The organism is Undibacterium sp. GW821-FHT07F11 (genome assembly GCF_059418665.1).
In genome coordinates, this window is the sequence record NZ_JBWKQH010000013.1 from 81,306 (window position 1) to 98,708 (window position 17,403).

The 17,403-nt window shown below is 51.4% G+C and carries 18 protein-coding genes; 4 read left to right on the forward strand and 14 right to left on the reverse strand.

The window, feature by feature from the left end; all coding sequences use genetic code 11:
• Window positions 1–19 precede the first annotated feature (19 nt).
• Window positions 20–523 (reverse strand): hypothetical protein, encoded by a 504-nt coding sequence (locus AC07OI_RS27385; protein WP_492708584.1) that lies wholly within the window; start codon window positions 521–523, stop codon window positions 20–22.
• 363 nt (window positions 524–886) lie between these two features.
• Here AC07OI_RS27385 and AC07OI_RS27390 point away from each other — a divergent pair, with 363 nt between their 5' ends.
• Entirely contained in the window at window positions 887–1,543 is a 657-nt protein-coding gene (locus AC07OI_RS27390) for a thiol:disulfide interchange protein DsbA/DsbL (protein ID WP_492708582.1), read from the forward strand.
• A gap of 74 nt (window positions 1,544–1,617) precedes the next feature.
• On the opposite strand, the gene AC07OI_RS27395 is transcribed toward AC07OI_RS27390, so the two are convergent.
• The 7 genes from AC07OI_RS27395 to AC07OI_RS27425 all read right to left on the reverse strand — a co-directional run bounded on the left by AC07OI_RS27395 (window position 1,618) and on the right by AC07OI_RS27425 (window position 8,345).
• Window positions 1,618–2,013 carry a YccF domain-containing protein gene (locus tag AC07OI_RS27395; protein WP_495259362.1) on the reverse strand — a complete coding sequence of 132 codons (396 nt, stop codon included), beginning with the start codon at window positions 2,011–2,013 and terminating at the stop codon, window positions 1,618–1,620.
• A gap of 94 nt (window positions 2,014–2,107) precedes the next feature.
• Window positions 2,108–3,331, reverse strand: coding sequence for an ABC transporter permease (locus AC07OI_RS27400; protein ID WP_492708578.1), 1,224 nt, complete (start codon window positions 3,329–3,331; stop codon window positions 2,108–2,110).
• Complete coding sequence (locus AC07OI_RS27405) at window positions 3,328–4,083, reverse strand: ABC transporter ATP-binding protein (RefSeq protein WP_495259363.1); 756 nt, start codon at window positions 4,081–4,083, stop codon at window positions 3,328–3,330. The genes AC07OI_RS27400 and AC07OI_RS27405 overlap by 4 nt, the downstream gene beginning before the upstream one ends.
• Complete coding sequence (locus tag AC07OI_RS27410) at window positions 4,083–5,324, reverse strand: efflux RND transporter periplasmic adaptor subunit (RefSeq protein WP_495259364.1); 1,242 nt, start codon at window positions 5,322–5,324, stop codon at window positions 4,083–4,085. The genes AC07OI_RS27405 and AC07OI_RS27410 overlap by 1 nt, the downstream gene beginning before the upstream one ends.
• Window positions 5,325–5,404: 80 nt before the next feature.
• A complete protein-coding gene (locus AC07OI_RS27415; RefSeq protein ID WP_492708572.1) occupies window positions 5,405–6,958 on the reverse strand; it encodes a putative ABC transporter permease subunit in 1,554 nt (517 codons plus the stop codon).
• On the reverse strand, window positions 6,958–7,692 hold the full coding sequence (locus AC07OI_RS27420; RefSeq protein ID WP_492708570.1) for an ABC transporter ATP-binding protein: 735 nt from the start codon (window positions 7,690–7,692) through the stop codon (window positions 6,958–6,960). The genes AC07OI_RS27415 and AC07OI_RS27420 overlap by 1 nt, the downstream gene beginning before the upstream one ends.
• A gap of 140 nt (window positions 7,693–7,832) precedes the next feature.
• Entirely contained in the window at window positions 7,833–8,345 is a 513-nt protein-coding gene (locus tag AC07OI_RS27425; protein ID WP_492708568.1) for a DUF1269 domain-containing protein, read from the reverse strand.
• 446 nt (window positions 8,346–8,791) lie between these two features.
• Here AC07OI_RS27425 and AC07OI_RS27430 point away from each other — a divergent pair, with 446 nt between their 5' ends.
• The gene (locus AC07OI_RS27430; protein ID WP_492708566.1) at window positions 8,792–9,535 is read left to right on the forward strand and encodes a substrate-binding periplasmic protein; all 744 of its coding nucleotides are present in this window, start codon (window positions 8,792–8,794) and stop codon (window positions 9,533–9,535) included.
• Window positions 9,536–9,588: 53 nt separating this feature from the next.
• Here AC07OI_RS27430 and AC07OI_RS27435 read toward each other — a convergent pair whose 3' ends face one another.
• Both AC07OI_RS27435 and AC07OI_RS27440 read right to left on the reverse strand, forming a co-directional pair.
• Entirely contained in the window at window positions 9,589–9,981 is a 393-nt protein-coding gene (locus tag AC07OI_RS27435) for a VOC family protein (RefSeq protein ID WP_495259365.1), read from the reverse strand.
• A 72-nt stretch (window positions 9,982–10,053) separates the two neighbouring features.
• Window positions 10,054–12,183 carry a S9 family peptidase gene (locus AC07OI_RS27440; RefSeq protein WP_495259366.1) on the reverse strand — a complete coding sequence of 710 codons (2,130 nt, stop codon included), beginning with the start codon at window positions 12,181–12,183 and terminating at the stop codon, window positions 10,054–10,056.
• Window positions 12,184–12,447: 264 nt separating this feature from the next.
• Here AC07OI_RS27440 and gshA point away from each other — a divergent pair, with 264 nt between their 5' ends.
• On the forward strand, window positions 12,448–14,082 hold the full coding sequence (gene gshA / locus AC07OI_RS27445) for a glutamate--cysteine ligase (RefSeq protein WP_495259367.1): 1,635 nt from the start codon (window positions 12,448–12,450) through the stop codon (window positions 14,080–14,082).
• A 72-nt stretch (window positions 14,083–14,154) separates the two neighbouring features.
• Complete coding sequence (locus tag AC07OI_RS27450; protein WP_492708559.1) at window positions 14,155–14,763, forward strand: TMEM175 family protein; 609 nt, start codon at window positions 14,155–14,157, stop codon at window positions 14,761–14,763.
• A gap of 24 nt (window positions 14,764–14,787) precedes the next feature.
• Here the strand turns inward: AC07OI_RS27450 and AC07OI_RS27455 are convergent, their stop codons facing one another.
• The 4 genes from AC07OI_RS27455 to AC07OI_RS27470 form a co-directional block, all read right to left on the reverse strand.
• Entirely contained in the window at window positions 14,788–15,012 is a 225-nt protein-coding gene (locus AC07OI_RS27455) for a hypothetical protein (RefSeq protein WP_492708557.1), read from the reverse strand.
• A 165-nt stretch (window positions 15,013–15,177) separates the two neighbouring features.
• Window positions 15,178–15,969: a TIGR00266 family protein gene (locus AC07OI_RS27460; RefSeq protein ID WP_492708555.1), complete on the reverse strand. Its 792-nt coding sequence runs from the start codon at window positions 15,967–15,969 to the stop codon at window positions 15,178–15,180.
• Window positions 15,970–16,120: 151 nt separating this feature from the next.
• Window positions 16,121–16,669, reverse strand: a complete 549-nt coding sequence (locus AC07OI_RS27465; protein WP_492708553.1) for a cysteine hydrolase family protein — start codon at window positions 16,667–16,669, stop codon at window positions 16,121–16,123.
• A gap of 2 nt (window positions 16,670–16,671) precedes the next feature.
• Window positions 16,672–17,400, reverse strand: coding sequence for a metallophosphoesterase family protein (locus AC07OI_RS27470; RefSeq protein WP_492708551.1), 729 nt, complete (start codon window positions 17,398–17,400; stop codon window positions 16,672–16,674).
• Window positions 17,401–17,403 lie beyond the last annotated feature (3 nt).

Sequence of the window (17,403 nt, forward strand, 5' to 3'; positions counted from 1 at the left end):
GACAAAAACAAACTAGAACTCAACCGTGGCAACGTACGGCATCATAAGTACGCAGCCAGGTCATTTGCAAAATCCGGGCATCATTGCTGGCCCGGTGGCGGGAAATATGCAGATCTTCCTCTACCTGATCCTTGGTCGCATGCCACAGGCTTTCTTGCTGTGGACTGATGATTTCGCGCAAGTCCGCCAGACGAAAACTCGGCACCCTGTCAGCGGCATCATATAAGAGTGCCATCCAGACGTAGTCCTGCGTCCAGCCATCGGTATACACCGTCATGCCTGCCAGTTGGGTATTGAGTTGCTCAGTCACCAGACTGGCTGACTTGCCTCTTTCCACCAGTATCTCCCGCGGGATGCGGTGGATGCGGGCGGCATGTATATCCCAGTGCTGCCAGTCAGACTCTGGCCTGATAAGCGTGCACCAGCCTTCGCCATGACGACGCGAGTAGCCTACCTCGATAGGGTAGCTACCTTTGCCAAAGCCTGAGGCTTCGAAGTCAATCACGATAGGCACGGTCATCATTGCATGTACTCCGCTGGGTGACGGTGAGTGATGCTGGATAAAACTGGGTAAATATCCTGACGCATCGCAAAACGGGGATAGTCTGGTCAGGCTCAAGGACTCAAGGTTTTACTATCCGTGCGACTTCATTTTTCTACGAATATCCGCCTCATGCAAGTTTTTGCATAAAATTTTGGAGGTTCGTACCTGTATTTAAAGATATTTCATGAATATGTCGCAATTTATAGCCTGGATATATGAATATTCGTGAACATTTGGCCCAGGCGCATGTCGAACAGCAGACCTCACCTGCTGATGCGCTGCCAAATGATAAAAATACTGGTAAGCTCAGCGACTTGTTTTGTACATGTTAAAAAGGAACCTATGCGCTTCTTACGCTTACTGCTTATTACCCTGGGCTTTGTCTCTGCGACAGCGCTCGCCTCGCCTGCTGCACTAAAAGAAGGTGCCGATTTCATCAGCCTGAAAAACCCGCAAACCACGCAGGCCACGGGTAAGAAAATTGAAGTCATAGAATTCTTCATGTATCACTGCCCGGCCTGTAACGCGTTGGAGCCCACCATCAATGAATGGGTAAAAAAACAGGGTGACAATATCGTTTTCCGCCGCATCCATTTGCCACTGACGGGTGAAAAAGATCCCGAAGCGCATCTGTTCCTGACTCTGGAAGCGATGAATCTGGAAGCCAGCCTGCATGCCAAAGTACTGGCAACCTGGCATGTAGAAAGAAGTCGCCTGACCAGTGATGATGACAATACAGCATGGGCCGTCAAGAACGGCATCGATAAAGCCAAGTTCCTGAGTTTTTATAATTCATTCTCGGTCATGGGCAAGCTGAAAAGCCTGGGCAAGCTGGTTGCCAGCTATCAGGTAGACAGTACACCAACCTTTATCGTGGATGGCCGCTTCCTGACCAATCCTTCCATGATAGGTGGGGCAAATCCGAATATTCCACGCGAACAGCTGGGCGTAGCTACCATGCAAGTGCTGGAAAGCTTGATGGCGAAGAGCAAGAAATAAATTAGCTACAAGCAAAACAAAAAAAGCTCAGGACTTTTAATCCTGAGCTTTTTTGCTTTTTTTACCCGCTGGTTTTACTTATCAATGACAGTCTTGCCTATCGGTGCCACAGCTATGGCTGCCAGCTTCAGGTGCTGGATACCAAAAGGTATGCCTATGATGGTGACAAAGCAAAACAATGCAGACATCAAATGTGCCAATGCCAGCCAGAGACCGGCAAAGATGAACCAGATGATATTGCCTATCATGCCCAGTGCCCCGGTACCTATGTCTTCTTGTCCGCTGACATCAGCCCGGTTCACGACTTCTTTACCAAAAGGCATGAAACTCAGTTGCCCTATGACAAAACAAGCCCTGCCCCATGGTATGCCTATGATGCTGATAAACGCGACCAGGCCTGCAAACCACCATGCGAGACCAGTGAAAAATCCACCCAAAATCAGCCACAGGATATTGCCTAATAAACTCATCGCTACTTCTCCTTATTTTTCTAATTTATTGAAGCCAGACATTTTATTGGCAAAAAATTCAGATAGCGAGATAAATCGAAGATATGTCCGGCCTTCACTCATAACGCAAGCAATCGACAGGCAATAAACGCGAAGCACGGCGCGCTGGATAAAAACCAAAGAAGATACCGACAAAGCTGGCAAAGCCGCAGGCCACCACCATGGCTTGCAAACCAATGACGACTTCCAGCTTACCAGTGGAAGTAATCGCCGCTGCGCCCGCCATCGCCAACAAGATCCCTATGATGCCACCAACCAGGCAAATCACTACGGCCTCGGTCAGGAACTGCAACAACACATCACGCGGCTTGGCACCAATCGCCATGCGTATGCCTATCTCGCGGGTGCGTTCAGTCACCGATACCAGCATAATGTTCATGATACCTATGCCACCCACAATCAAAGAGATAGCACCAATGGCACCCAGCATGGCGGCCAGCCCGGCACTGATCTTAGCACCTGTCTCGGCAATCGAAGCCAGGTTATCGATACGGAAATCATCTTCCTGTCCGGCCTTGATATGGTGGCGGTCGCGCAGCATGTCCTTGATATCTTCTTCTGCATCCTTCAACTGCTTGTCGCTCTTGCCCTGCACCACCACATAATGCACATTGCGCGGGAAAGGGCTGCGCATCAGCGTGGCCCGGGCTGAAGTAATCGGGATCAGCACCATTTCACCCAGATCACCGCCATCAAACATGCGGCCTTCACCCTGCAAGACACCAACCACCTGGAAAGGCACATTGTCTATGCGTACGAACTGGCCTATCGGGTTGTCCTTATAAAAAAACTGGTCCGCCAGTTTCTTGCCTATGATGACCATGCGTGCCGCACCACGAATGTCAGAATCGCTGAATTCATTGCCCTGGTCCACTTTCCAGTTGCGCACCTTGAACATTTCTGGCGTGATGCCCAGCACGGCATTATTCGAATTATCATTGCCTACCGTCAGTTGGAAGAAACCCTGCAAGGCAGGTGCAGCACCATTCAAACTGCTTAATTCATTCAATGCCAATGCATCTTCTACCGACAGCGAAGGTGCAGTACCGGTGCGTGCCCGCACACCCTGGGTACGATTGGCGCCTGGCGAAATAATCATCAGATTACTGCCCAATACTTCCAGCTCCTTGGCGATGAATTTCCTGGCGCTTTCACCGACGGCCAGCATCATGACGACCGAGGTAATGCCGATGATAATGCCCAGCATGGTCAGCGCCGTACGCAGCCGGTTGGCATTCATGGAACGGAATGCTTCTATAAAAACCTGGAGGAAATTCATTTCACCTCCCCCTGTGCTTCTGAATATTCGGCATGCGAGGCTGCCAGTTGGCGCAAGCCTTCTGCCGCCGGACCATCATATAAGACATGACCGTCCTTGAGGCGCACCAGGCGTTTGCTGTAGGCCGCAATATCCGGTTCATGCGTCACCAGCAAAATGGTGATGCCACGGTCAGCATTCAATTGCTGCAAGGAACGCATGATGTCTTCACTGGTCTGTGTATCAAGGTTACCGGTGGGTTCATCTGCCAAAATCAGTGGCGGATCGGCCACCAGGGCACGCGCGATAGCGACGCGCTGCTGTTGTCCACCAGACAATTGATTTGGCAAGCGTTTGGCGTACTCTTTCAGACCCACTCTTTCCAGTTCAATCAATGCCTTCTTGTGCGCCTTGTCACGTCCAACACCTGCATAGATCAAAGGCAGGGCGACATTTTCAGCCACACTCATGCGCTTGATGAGGTTAAAGCTCTGGAAGACAAAACCTATGGTGCGGTTGCGTATGGTGGCCAGTTCGGCACGTGACAGGCTCAGTGTATCAACACCATTGAGCAAATAAGAACCACTGGTCGCCTGGTCCAGGCAACCGAGTATATTCATCAGCGTCGATTTACCAGAACCGGACTGGCCCATGACAGCAAGAAAGTCGCCACGCGGCACCTGCACATCAATGCCGTGCAAGACTTTGGTCTCTACGCCACCAGAGAAATAACTCTTGCTGACCTGGCGTATGGCTATCAGGGTATCGCTCATCAGCGTGCTCCGGCTTTGTCCAGTGCACGGGTAATGACTTTGTCACCGGGTTTCAAATCACCGGAAATGACTTCGGTATATTTGAAGTTGGACAAACCGATTTTGACATCAACAGTTTTTGCCTGGTTCTTGTCTTCGAGTTTATAGAGCTTGAACGTGCGAGTCAGGTCTTTTTTGGTACGGAAAGCCACGTCATCATCGACCTCAGGTGCAGGCAGATTGGCACTGGCTGAAGATGTGCTTGCAGCTGATCCGCTGGCATTTTTTTCCTTATCCTTGAGCGCCTTGGCTTCCTTGGCCTGCTCTTCCTCACTGGGCTTGTAACGCAGGGCTGCGGTAGGGATGCGCACCACGTTTTCGCGGCTGCCTACAACAAGGCGCACCTGCGCAGTCATACCCGGCTTCAGCAATTCATCCTTGTTGTCGACATCAAGCACAACGTTATACGTCACCACATTCTGCTGCACGTTTGCCGCCAGGCGGAACTGCCGCAGCTTGGCTTCAAATTCACGGTCAGGGTAGGCATCGACGACAAAGCGCGCAGGCAAGCCATCTTTCAAAGAACCGACATCGGCTTCCGAGACGCTGGTATCGATCTGCATCTTGGTCAGGTCACGCGCAATCTGGAACAGGTTGGGCGTCTGGAAAGAGGCGGCCACAGTCTGCCCCATGTCGATGGTGCGCTTGATGATGACACCATCTATGGGCGAACGAATGACGCTGTTATTCAGGTCAGCCTTGACCCTGTCCAGTTGCGCCCGCGCCAGCTTGATATTCGCGTCAGCCACTTCGACTTCGCGTTTGGCCTGGTCCATGGCCGTGCCGGAAATATAGTTTTGCGTGACCAGTTTCTGGTTACGGTCGAGGTTGGCTTGCGCCAGGCGTTTTGATGCTTCGGCAGATGCCAGGCTGGCTTCGCTTTGCTTGATCTGGGCATTGAAGATGGTAGGGTCAAGCTTGAGCAAGACCTGGCCTTGCTTGACGCGGTCGTTGAAGTCTGCCTTCAACTCCACTACGGTGCCGGATACCTGCGAGCCGACATTGATCAGTGCCACGGGATTGAGTGTGCCGCTGGCGGTGACAGTCTGGGTGATATTGCCTTTGTCCACCACGGCGGTTTTGTACTTGGGTTCTTCTTCCCTGGCCTTGCTGTTTTCTCTCTGATAATAGGTGGCTGCTGCACCAGCGACGAGTAAAAGAGCAATGGCTACAAAAACGCGTTTCTTCGTGAACACAGGCATGGTAAGAAATTTCCCAGGTTGTTAGGTAAGCAGCAATGAAACAGAAAGAGGTCAAAAATAGACCACTAATAGACTGATCATTACAGATTTCGTTCAATACGTGAAAACCAAGCTATGCCCAGAGCCAGCACGGCCGTCGATAAGGGCACGGCAACCCAGGCACCATATAACATACCGACCACGATGCAGGCAGCCCAGGAAAAACTGGTGGCAGCCTCCAGCAAATTCGCCATTAATTGCGTCTGCCCGCGTTTGTTGAACTGGGCCCGGCTGGAAGGCTTGGATTGCCACAAATGAATCACCGCCGAACTCACAATCGCCGCCAGAGTACAGGCGATGACGGCCAGCCCCAGCAAAAATTGTTGTATCAGCAGCCACAGCAGCGCTGGCAAAATCAGCATCAATATCGGCAAGACTGCCGCCAGCAGCTTGCTGGTCAGGATAAGATTGCCCTGGACTGGCGCTGCCCGCAACAAGTCAGGGGCATCTTCAGCAGCGATGATGATCCAGATCAGTGAACCAGACAGCGAAGCCGCCAGAAAAACCAGCCCTGATGCCACGCCAGGCAAGAGTGCCTTGGACTTGAAAATCAAAAAGAATAAAGGTGCGATGTATAGCAGTTGCAACAGGACTTGTGAAATCAGATTTGGGTCACGCGCAATCAAGCGCCATTCTTTGATAATGATGGTGGCCCGCAAGCTGCGGCCAAAGCGGGTGGCATGCTGTGAGCTACCTTCTATCGCCGGCGTTGCCTTGCGAACTTGCCCCACGGCTTGCTGCACTCCAGTGATAAAAAAGCGATGGGTGGATTGTGCCGTCAGCCAGTAAATCAAAGCACTGAATAGCAGGAAACCTGCGATTGCCATTGGTGAACCGAACAACGCCCGGGCTGGTGCCCACACCAGGCTATCTGCCTCCAGCACGCCACCGGGCTGGAACCAGGGCATGATATGTTGCAGTACACCCTCACGGGTTTCCTTGCCCAGATTGCCAAATAGCTGGCTGATGATGAACATGCCCGCACCGGTAAGTGCGCCAAGTATTTGCGCGACTGTCTTGGTCTTGCGCACACCCAGGCTTTTTACCAGGGCCAGGGTCAGCAGCATGGCCAGTGCTGCCGCCAATACGGTCATGGCTAGCAAGCTTGGATAAATACCCAGCCAACGCCATTGCCCCAGTATCAAACCTGTATTCGCCACCGGCGTCAGCAAGGCAAAGAACCAGACGCCGACAGAAAAAATAATACCTGTCAGCCTGACCTTGAAAATGGTTTTTGATGGCAAGGGTGAAGACAGCAGCAAATCCAGGTCGCCACGCTCAAATAAAGCCCGCACGCTGCGCGTCAAACCCAGTGACAGCATGAAACTGAAGACCGCCAGCATGGCAATGCCCGCCCCCATCAGCAAGGGAGCTGGCACAGCCTCTTGCAAGGGCGGCATTTTGCGCATGATCAGCCAGACACCCAGATGTGCAAAGGCATACATCAGACCTATCAGCCACATGCCAAATACCGACATGCCACGCGCTGCTGCATGACCGGGCTTGCTCTCGCCCATATCATAAAAAGCCAAACGGCATTCATGCGCCAGCAACCAGGCGGCGCTGCCCGGCTTTAATCGCGGCCAAACTGCCATTATGCAGGCTCCGTCAATTGCAGAAATACTTCTTCCAGCGTCCCCGCAGTCTGGCTGGTCTGGCTACGCAATTCTTCCAGCGTACCTTCGGCGATGAGTTTGCCGTTTTGTATGATACCTATGCGTTCAGCCAGGCGTTCTGCCACATCAAGTATATGGGTAGTCAGGATGACGGTGCCCCCCTGCCTGACATGGGTCAGCAAGACATCCTTGACTTGCCTGGCAGCGGCTGCATCCAGACCCGTCAAGGGTTCATCGAGAATGATGAGTTCAGGCTGATGTATCAGTGCCCCGGCCAGTGCAAGCTTTTGCTTCATGCCACGCGAGAAACCTTCAGTCAGCTCATCCGCATGTTTGAGCAAATCCAGCCATTCCAGCAATTCACGCGCTTTAGTTTCGGCAATTTCAGCAGGCACGCCCCACAGGCCGGCGACAAATTCCAGATATTCAAAAGGCTTGAGTTTGTTATACAGCATGGGATCGTCAGGCAGATAGGCCAGCTTGCTCTTGGCCAGCGCAGGATCAGCTGCCAGTTCCTGCCCCAGTATGCGTATGCTGCCACTATCCGGTGAGATAAGGCCCGCCACCATGCGCAAAGTGGTAGTTTTGCCCGCGCCATTTGGGCCCAGCAAGGCATATAACTCACCACGGCGTACGGTAAGAGTCAGGTTCTCTACGGCAGGCCTACCAAAGTTCTTGCAAAGCGCGTGCAACTCCAGAGCAGTAGCGGTCATTTTCGGCAATGTTGTTTAAAAACTAGCCATTGTATGCCGAATTTGCGCTATGTAATCAGGTCGTTTTAAAGCGAGGGAATTTCAAGAGTGTGCTGCACCACACCCGCAAAGGGTAAGGTGCATGCAATGATCAACGAGGGCTAACTGAATACCGGTACATGCGGATCAACGCCACCAAAGCGTATCTCTGGATGACGGTTACTGACGAGTTGCTGAATCTCTGTTATCCGTTTAAAAGGCACATCCACCATCAGCAAGACTTTGCCGTTTTCTATATCTTGCTCGAAGGGTTTCAGGCTGGAACTGGGTATGGCCTTGGCGGCCTTGGCCGAGGCCCAGGAACCAAAAAGGGAACCACCGATGGCGGATACCAATACCGCGAGTATGCGCATTTCCATCCCTTCCGGAGGAAAAATCAGCCATAAACCACCCGCCAGCAGACCAGCAATACCGCCGATCAGCATGCCAACTTCGGCACCATGGATGAGGTCAGTTTTTTGAAAGGAATTGGCTTCCGGCATATCGGCGGGCAGCATGCCTTCTTTTGCACAAAAATGCATGTGTCGCTCATCAATACGTGCAAGTAAAAGTTCATCCAGCATAGCCCTGGCACTACCCAGGTCAGGCAACATGAAATACAGTCTGCGTCTCATGACTATCTCCATAGAGGTAAGAAAGCACTGAGGCAGTTGCGATGATATCGCGGTGACCACAATGGTCAGGGGACAAGACAGCAAGCATCGGATTCCCTGCAGAGTTTGCTTCAAAATCAAGCTGGCCTTGCTGCGTTGATATGACTGGCCCATCTTGATTTTGCAACAACCCCTTAAAAAAACCGACAGGATGCGCAACTGCCTTAATCTTTGTTATAGACAATTCCAGGCAAAATACAAATGGCAAATTACTCTTGAATCAGGCACTTATTCATAAGCATAAATCGCAGGATTTGATAAAAATTCACTTGACCTGTCCATTCTTAGCCTGAATACTAGAATTTCTCTGGGAACATGATTTTTGTTCAGCCTTGCAGGCTGGCTAAAACGGCCAACAAATGGCTACATTGAGCTACATTGGGCTGCATTTGCAGCATGGGACTGAGATGAAAAAATTCATTTGCCTGCTCACTTTACTGTTCAGTCTGCCAGGTCAGGCACAGCAGGCTGCTGATGGGCAAATCAAATGGGTCACGGCAGAATTGCCCCCCTATCTCTGGCTACAACATAATGTACCGCAAGGTTATGGCTATGAATTGATTGCAGCCATGTCTGCACAATTGGGACGCAAACCCGACCTGAGTATTTACCCATGGGCCAGGGCAGTCAAGATGGCCAGAGATGGGCAGAATTACGGTGTCTTTCCACTGGACAGGACCGCGGACCGCGAAACCAGCTTTAAATGGCTGATACATCTGGGCACAGCCCCAAACCGCTTTTTTGGCAAGCGATCTGGCAGTGTCAATATAGAAAGTGCCTCGCTAGAGCAATTGCGCGGCCTACGTGTAGGTATAGTGCGTGGATCTTCGCTGGAAAAAGATTTACACGCTCAAAATTTTCGTCATATCCAGTATGAAAAAGATTACCAGAGCCTGCTCAAGCTATTGCAACTGGGTGGCCTGGATGCGGTTTATTCAGGCTATTCCATCATGATATCGGCGATAGAAGAATATGGCTTTCGCCTTGAAGACTTCACCACCGGGCTCAACATGGGCAGTGCCGAACTATACATGGCCAGTTCCATGAATGTCAGTGAAGATGAAGAACGCGCCTGGCGCAAAGCTTATGAAGTTTTGCAAAAAGATGGCACGGTGCAGAAGCTGCGTAGAAAATATTTTTCCTGGGAATAAAGGCCTCGCTTTTTTTTCAAAGCGAGGCTTTCAATAGTGGCATTGATGGCCGCTCATCCTCCCATGGGCGTGCACAACTCCACCAGGCTGCCATCAGGACAACGCAGATAAGATACCATCTGTCCCCAGGGTTTTTCAGCTGGTGCAGCCAGTTCCTGTGCACCAGCAGCAACAGCCTTGGCATGTGCGGCAGCCACATCTGCCGTGGTAAATGCGACTTCCATCCCCAGCGGTTTTTCTGAACTATGAGCCGCCACATGGCCGCTGGAATAATTCATATCCCCCATGGCATGCGCAGCAAAAGCCAGGGTCGTGGCGCCGGTATCGAGTTCTCCATACATGCCCGATTCATGCAGGAAACGGGTAGCAAATCCGAAGGCCTTTTCAAAGAAGGCCAGCGATGCGGCAACGTCAGGGACGTAGATAATGGTGTAAGCAAAATTCATGATTCATTCTTTCATTTTTTAGCAGGTCAAACTGTCCTCGTCATCAGAAGAGGACAGTGAGCATCAAATCAATTATTCTTTAATACCCCATTGCGAGAACATCCAGGCCATATTGAACGCGCCTTCACGCAAGGCATCGTAGCGGCCAGATGCGCCTCCATGACCAGCGGCCATATTGGTTTTCAGCAGCAAGGGATTTTTATCGGTTTTAAAATCTCGCAATTTGGCCACGTATTTGGCAGGTTCCCAATACATGACCTGGCTATCGTTCAAGCCTGTCGTTACCAGCATCGCCGGATAAGCCTTGCGGGCTATGTTGTCATAGGGTGAATAGCTGCGCATATAGTCATAGGCGGGCTTTTCATTTGGATTACCCCATTCCAGATATTCACCTGTCGTCAAAGGCAGGCTGGCGTCCATCATGGTGTTCATGACATCGACAAACGGTACGGCAGCATGAACGGCGCGGAACAAGTCAGGACGCATATTCACGACGGCGCCCATCAACAAACCACCGGCACTGCCACCCTGGATAATCAGCTTGTCAGGGCTGGTCCATTTTTGTTTGATGAGATAGTCGGCACTGTCGATGAAATCATAAAAAGTATTTTTCTTTTTCATCAGCATGCCATCCTCATGCCAGTGTTCACCCATGTCACGGCCACCACGGATATGTGACTGCACATAGATGACGCCACGGTCCAGCATGCTGAGACGACTGATGGCAAAGGTCGCTTCGGTTGAATAACCATAGCTGCCGTAAGAGTACAACAGCAAGGGGGCAGAGCCATCCAGTTTCACGCCTTTTTTATACACTGCCCACAGTGGTACTTTGACGCCATCCCTGGCTGTCATCCACAGACGGCGGCTTTCATATTTACTGGCATCGTAACCGCCAACAATTTCCTGCTGCTTGAGCACGTAGCGCTGGCCAGTTGCCATATCCACATCCAGCGTGGTCACTGGCGTTACTGGTGACTGGTAAGACATGCGGAAACGGGTAGAGGAAAATTCCGGCGTGCCAGCACCAGTCGCAAGATAAACCGGGTCATCGAACTTGACCGTTTTCCATTGTTTGCTGTTGAAGTCATAGATACGGACACGATTCAGGGCCTGGGTCTTTTCAGTGATGACCATGTAGTCCTTGAACAGATCGGCACCAAAGACCAATACTTCAGGGTCATGCCTGACCACTTCCTGCCAGTGTTTGCTGTCAGGTGTTGCCAGCGGCGCACGCACAACGCGGAAGTTTTTGGCATCCTTGTTGGTAACGATATACAACTCGCCATTGCGGTGTTCCAGATTATAGCGATGGCCTTTTTCACGTCCCAGCACGCTCTGGAATTTCCCTTGTGGCTTGTCTGCAGCCAGCAACATGACTTCACTGGTATCGGTGGCATGGCTATTGACGACAATGAATTGCCTGTCGCGGGTCGTGCTGACTTGCAGGCCAAACTGTTCGACCGCCTCATGCATGATTTCTACCGGCGGCTTGCCTGTCTCCATGCGGAACAGACGATCAGAGCGTTTGGTGGTCGGATCTTCTTGCACAAAGAACAGGGTTTTGTTATCTGCCGCCCAGGCCATTGATGTTACCCGTGGCTGGCTGTCGCTGAGCAATTCACCGGTCCGCAAATTTTTGATTTGCAATTGATATTGACGATAACCGACAGTGTCAGTGGTATAAGCCAGGAATTGCTCGTCCGGGCTGACGGAACTGCCGCCAACAGCAAAGAATTTTTGCCCCTTGGCCATTTCATTCTGGTCCAGCAAAATTTCTTCTGCGGCCTTGTCGTCGTAGGCCATCCCGGCATTGGCGCGACGGCGACAATACAGCTGATATTGCTTGCCAGCTTCAGTACGCGAATAATAATAGTAATTGCCGCGACGTACAGGCACGGACAGGTCCACCTCTTTCATCCTGCCCTTGATTTCTGCATACAACTTGTCAGACAGGGGTTTGATGTCTGCCGTCAGGGCTTCGGTATAGGCATTCTCTGCATTAAGATAAGAGATGACCTCAGGATTTTCTTTTTTCTGCAACCAGCGATAATCATCCGTAACGACTTCGCCATGGCGGGTTTCTTGCCATTTGACTTTGGCGGCCACCGGCGGAGTAGGCTCAGCAGCCAGCACCAGGCCAGAACTTGCCAGGCCAAGTACACTGGCTGACATGAGTACAGACATTTTTTTGATGGACACTTCAACTCCTGTATGAAAAATGAATATGGCATTCTAAGTCGATGCCAACAAAACAAGAAATATTTTGTGCATTGCTGCAGTGCGGGACTTATTGGTCTTCATTGGCCTTGAAACCGGCTGGTCATGAGACTGATATAAACTAAAAAAGTTTTCATATATGAAATTTGAGCAGCCTCGTATGCCGTTTTCATTTTTCGGCTATGCTTGCTCGATATTTTTTGCAAATGTGATTGCAAAGACAACTGAATTTTGAAGGAAGACACCGTGAGCACTCTGTTAAACCAACGTCTGGCGCTACTCGATAGTGATGCAAACCGCCCTTTGCTGGCACGTGGTCTGCGCGGCATAGAGAGGGAAACCCTGCGTGTGCACGCTGATGGAAAACTGGCTTTGACGCCACACTCACCTGCCCTGGGTTCGGCGCTGACCAATCCACAGATCACGACTGATTATTCTGAATCCCTGCTGGAATTCATCACGCCCGCAGAGCCTGATATCGCCACAGCATTGGAAGAACTCGACAATATTCACCGCTTTGCCTATACCGTCATGGGTAATGAAATGCTGTGGCATCAATCCATGCCCTGCAGCCTGCCGGAAGAAAAAGATATCCCTATCGCCTGGTATGGCAATTCACATATAGGCATGATCAAGCACGTGTATCGCCGTGGACTGGCCCTGCGTTATGGCAAGAGCATGCAATGCATCGCCGGCATCCATTACAACTATTCGCTGTCCGAAGATTTATGGAAAGTCTTGCAGCAGGCAGAACATACCAGCGGCAGTGCCATGCATGTGCAGTCTGAAAATTATATCTCCCTGATACGCAATTTCCATCGTTATAGCTGGCTGCTGATGTATCTGTTCGGTGCCTCGCCTGCCCTGTCCACACCTTTCTTGCGTGGCCGCCCGCATCAACTGGAAACCCTGTCCGACGATACTCTGTACCTGCCCTATGCCACCAGCCTGCGCATGAGTGATCTTGGTTACCAGAACAATGCCCAGTCTGGCCTGGTGCCACCATATAACACGCTGCTGGAATATATGCGCAGCCTGTCGCTGGCAGTGCGCCAGCCCTACCCAGCCTATGAAAAAATAGGCACACGGCAAAATGGTGAGTGGGTACAGATCAATACCAATGTGCTGCAAATTGAAAACGAGTTTTATGCCACGATACGGCCCAAACGTGTCATCAAGACGGGCGAGCGCCCTGTCGAAGCCCTGTGTGCACGCGGTGTGCAATATATAGAAGTACGCTGCATGGACGTCAATCCTTTCGACCCGCTCGGCATCAGCCTGGAGACTTCACGTTTCCTTGATGCCTTCCTGCTGTTCTGCGCACTGGAAGAAAGTCCTTTGACGAATCAGACCGAAGGTGATGAAAATGTCGAGAATTTTGCCCTCACCGTCAAACAAGGGCGCCGTCCTGGCCTGATGCTGTCGCGCCATGGCGAGCCAATTTCACTGCAGGACTGGGGCAAGGAATTATTGGAAAGAATCGCACCGGTAGCCGCACTGCTGGATGCACAACGTGGTGATGGCAGCCATGCACAGGCCATGCAAGTGCAAACTGAAAAACTGCAACATCCTGAACTGACGCCATCAGCCAAAGTACTGGATGCGATACGCGCAGCGAATAATTCCTTCACCCAGTTCGCCTTGCAGCAAAGCACGCTGCTGGCTGAAGAATTCCGCGCCCGCCCGCCAGCACCAGACCAGTTGGCCCTGTATACAAAAATGGCAGAAAAATCCCTGGCAGAACAGGCCGAGATGGAAAGCGCGCAAAGCGGCAGCTTTGATGAATTTATCGCACATTACGGCTCACGCACATCCAGTGAAATCTGTTGCGACGTGTATGCCAGTAACATGCTGGGACAGGATGTGGTTATTCAGGCTTAAATCCGGGCCAGGCTATTCCAGAAAGCGCCAAGAAAGTGGATACTTGCATAAAATTCTTAAGGAAGACAAAAGATGAGTATGCAATTTGGTATCCACAAGCACAGGATGGAAGCACTGATCGATGGCGTATTTGCGATTGCCATGACGATACTGGTACTGGAAGTTAAAGTACCTGAGCTGGAAAATCCACGTGATGGTGCTGCCTTGTTGCATGCCTTGCAGCATCACCTGTATATCATCATTGCGTATTTCCTCAGTTTTGCCATGCTGGGCCTGTTCTGGGTCTGGCACCACAGGCTGGCCACCAAGGTCAAGGAAATTGATGGCAGCCTGGTGTTATGCAGCCTGGCCTTTTTGTCGCTGATCTGCTTCTTTCCTTTTGCTGCAGCCTTGTTTGGGCGCTATGTATTTTATACACCGACAGTCCTGATCGTGTATCTGCCCGTGGTTGGATTGATACTGCTGTCTCAGGCGCTGTATTTCTACCTCGCCATCAAACGCAAACTCATCCATGAAGACGTCAGTGCTGACGCCGTGCGTTCAGCCCACAAGCATAATCTGTATGCCTGTGGCATTTTCAGCCTGACGGCGATACCGGCAGCGTTGGTCGCAGGCATCACCACCGCAGCCGCCTGCGCCGTGCTTGGTGGCGTATTGATCTGGCGTGCCATCAAAGCCTGACAAGACTTGACAAGGCCTGAAGCTTTATTTCTTTTCCGTACCCTTGGTACGCAAGTCTTCACGCTGCTTTTCGTATTGCTCGTAAGTCGTCTTGTTTTGTTGCAGGCAAGTCTTGCGTTCGTTCCAGTCCTGGAGTTTTTCACATTGGCGCTGGTTGGAGTCTTGCCCCAGGTCATAGACGACGGCACAACCGCTCATGGCCAGTTGGCTGGAAAGAATGAAGGACAGGGCGAGTAGTTTTTTAAACATGGCAACTTGGGTAAATTTATTGAATCAAAGTAGTAATACGCTATAAGCTGCAAGATAGACAGGCGTAAGCCGAATTTAGTTCCAACGAAGTTTATTTACTCCACCAAAAACACAAAACCCGCTTATGCAGGGCACAAGCGGGTCAGGTTTCATAAAGAAAACGGTTTATTCTTCTTCAAACAAATTGCCAAGGCCACCGAGTACAGAGCCTTGCTCACCACCCTTGCCGCCACCGATTTTCGAAGCTCCAACGATACGGTTGGCCAGGCGTGCCAATGGCAGGGATTGCAGCCAGACTTTGCCTGGGCCGCGCAAATGCGCGAAGAACATGCCCTCACCGCCAAACAAGGCAGTTTTGACACCACCAACGAACTTGATGTCAAAATCCACTTCCTGAGTGAAAGCCACCACGCAACCGCTATCGACGCGCAGGGTTTGTCCAGGATTCAAGGTCTTTTCTATGATCGCACCACCAGCATGGACAAAGGCCAGACCATCACCTTCCAGTTTTTGCAGGATAAAGCCTTCGCCACCGAAGAAACCGGCACCCAGTCGTTTTTGAAAAGCGATACCCAGCGACACGCCTTTGGCTGCGCAGAGAAAGGCATCTTTCTGACACAGCAGCGTACCGCCCAGCTGATTCAAATGCATAGGGATGATTTTGCCTGGGTATGCCGCACCAAAGGCGACTTTTCGCTTGCCCACACCACCGTTCATGAAGACCGTGGTGAACAGGGACTCACCTGTCACCAAACGTTTGCCAGCACCCAGTAATTTGCCAAAGATACCTGTTTGTCCGGCAGAACCATCGCCAAAGATGGTTTCCATCTGTATGTCGTCTTCCATGTAAAACATGGTACCGGCTTCACCGATGGCTGCCTCGCCCGGGTCGAGTTCGACTTCGACGAATTGCATATCGTCGCCAAAAATTTCATAATCTATGACATCCATCGCCATGGTCAATTTCCCATACAGTAAAAGTGGTCCGCAAACCCATGCGGTTTGTTGGGCATTCTATGAAATTTTTTGGTTTTAGGGTAGATGGTGAACGCGGTAATTTTTAAAAGAAATTACCGCTGCATAATACTGGCAATGATTGCAGATATTTTTAGCCCAGCAAGTCCACCGTATCAAGCAGCTTTGCATATTCACCCTGCAGATTGCTGAGCGCGTGTACGTGGACTTCTTCTGCAGTCTGCGGCTTGCCATGCAAATCCAGCCTGTCGAAACTGAAGCAGGCGTCTGCCACCACCGTGGTAGTAAAACCCAGATTGCCTGCACTGCGGACTGTTGCCTCGACAGACATATTGGTGCTGACACCAACAATCACCAGCTCTTTGATGCCACGCACATGCAACCAGCGTTCCAGCCCCGTATTGACAAAGGCATCCGTCACATTTTTCTCGACGACATGCTCGCTGGCCAGTGGCAGCAAATTTTCTTGAAATTCATTGCCTGGCTGGCCCGGCCAGAATACCGAAGTGGGTGAGCGCGACATATGCCTGACATGCACAATCGGTCTGCCTGCCGCGCGCCATGCGAGCAGCAACTGGCGTATATTCTCTTCTGCACCCGGATTATTCCTGCGTCCGGATTTGGGATCGGCCATGCCGCGTTGCATGTCAATGATGATGAGTGCCGTGTCTTGTTTTTGCATATTTATCCGTTCATGTATCCACTACGTAAGGCCATGACCCAGTCTTCACGCCCTCGCGCAGCTGCAAGTTCTGCCATGTGCTGATATGCGTAAGGGACATTAATCAGGCTGGCAGCCCAGCCTTGCTGCGTCTTTTCTATGATGGCATAACGCGCATCCGGCGCACCCGATTCAATCTTGTGCGGGTAAGGGTAATCATACTCGTAGGCCGGGTGACCGACGCTGCCAGGATTGACGATAAGCTGGCCCTCAGCGGTACGTACACTGCGTGCGACATGGCTATGGCCACAAGCTATCACAGCGGCAGTTTGCTGCCCCAGCCTTTCTTTGATTTCTGGCGCCGTAGCATTCCTGTCTGCCACTTGCAGCAAGGTCGTCGTGTCGCTGCCGGGTGTGCCGTGACACAGCAAGACTTCTTCATTCAGTCGCAGCACTGGTTTCAGGCTGGCGATCCATGCCTTTTGTTCTGCGGTGATTTGCTGGTGTGCATAAGTATCGCCAGAACCCGAGCGCTCATTCAATTCCAGAATCTGGCGCTCGTGATTACCGGCCAGATGTATCCAGCCAGCTTGCGCCATCAAAAAATCCGCCGTCTCTTTTGGCAATAAGGGACCGGACAGGCTGTCGCCCAGATTGACTACCTGATCTACACCACGCTGTCGCAGGTCGGCTGTCACTGCCTCCAGTGCGGCCAAATTACCGTGGATGTCTGAAATCACTGCAATGCGCATGGC

Bases quoted from the DNA above. Each gene is read 5' to 3' on its own strand.
- AC07OI_RS27395 (WP_495259362.1), bottom strand. From the start codon at position 2,013: ATGAGTTTATTAGGCAATATCCTGTGGCTGATTTTGGGTGGATTTTTC.
- AC07OI_RS27430 (WP_492708566.1), top strand. From the start codon at position 8,792: ATGAAAAAATTCATTTGCCTGCTCACTTTACTGTTCAGTCTGCCAGGT.
- AC07OI_RS27465 (WP_492708553.1), bottom strand. From the start codon at position 16,669: ATGCAAAAACAAGACACGGCACTCATCATCATTGACATGCAACGCGGC.
- AC07OI_RS27455 (WP_492708557.1), bottom strand. From the start codon at position 15,012: ATGTTTAAAAAACTACTCGCCCTGTCCTTCATTCTTTCCAGCCAACTG.
- AC07OI_RS27390 (WP_492708582.1), top strand. From the start codon at position 887: ATGCGCTTCTTACGCTTACTGCTTATTACCCTGGGCTTTGTCTCTGCG.
- AC07OI_RS27420 (WP_492708570.1), bottom strand. From the start codon at position 7,692: ATGACCGCTACTGCTCTGGAGTTGCACGCGCTTTGCAAGAACTTTGGT.
- AC07OI_RS27405 (WP_495259363.1), bottom strand. From the start codon at position 4,083: ATGAGCGATACCCTGATAGCCATACGCCAGGTCAGCAAGAGTTATTTC.
- AC07OI_RS27435 (WP_495259365.1), bottom strand. From the start codon at position 9,981: ATGAATTTTGCTTACACCATTATCTACGTCCCTGACGTTGCCGCATCG.
- AC07OI_RS27385 (WP_492708584.1), bottom strand. From the start codon at position 523: ATGATGACCGTGCCTATCGTGATTGACTTCGAAGCCTCAGGCTTTGGC.
- AC07OI_RS27470 (WP_492708551.1), bottom strand. From the start codon at position 17,400: ATGCGCATTGCAGTGATTTCAGACATCCACGGTAATTTGGCCGCACTG.
- AC07OI_RS27410 (WP_495259364.1), bottom strand. From the start codon at position 5,324: ATGCCTGTGTTCACGAAGAAACGCGTTTTTGTAGCCATTGCTCTTTTA.
- AC07OI_RS27415 (WP_492708572.1), bottom strand. From the start codon at position 6,958: ATGGCAGTTTGGCCGCGATTAAAGCCGGGCAGCGCCGCCTGGTTGCTG.
- AC07OI_RS27450 (WP_492708559.1), top strand. From the start codon at position 14,155: ATGAGTATGCAATTTGGTATCCACAAGCACAGGATGGAAGCACTGATC.
- AC07OI_RS27460 (WP_492708555.1), bottom strand. From the start codon at position 15,969: ATGGCGATGGATGTCATAGATTATGAAATTTTTGGCGACGATATGCAA.
- AC07OI_RS27425 (WP_492708568.1), bottom strand. From the start codon at position 8,345: ATGAGACGCAGACTGTATTTCATGTTGCCTGACCTGGGTAGTGCCAGG.
- AC07OI_RS27400 (WP_492708578.1), bottom strand. From the start codon at position 3,331: ATGAATTTCCTCCAGGTTTTTATAGAAGCATTCCGTTCCATGAATGCC.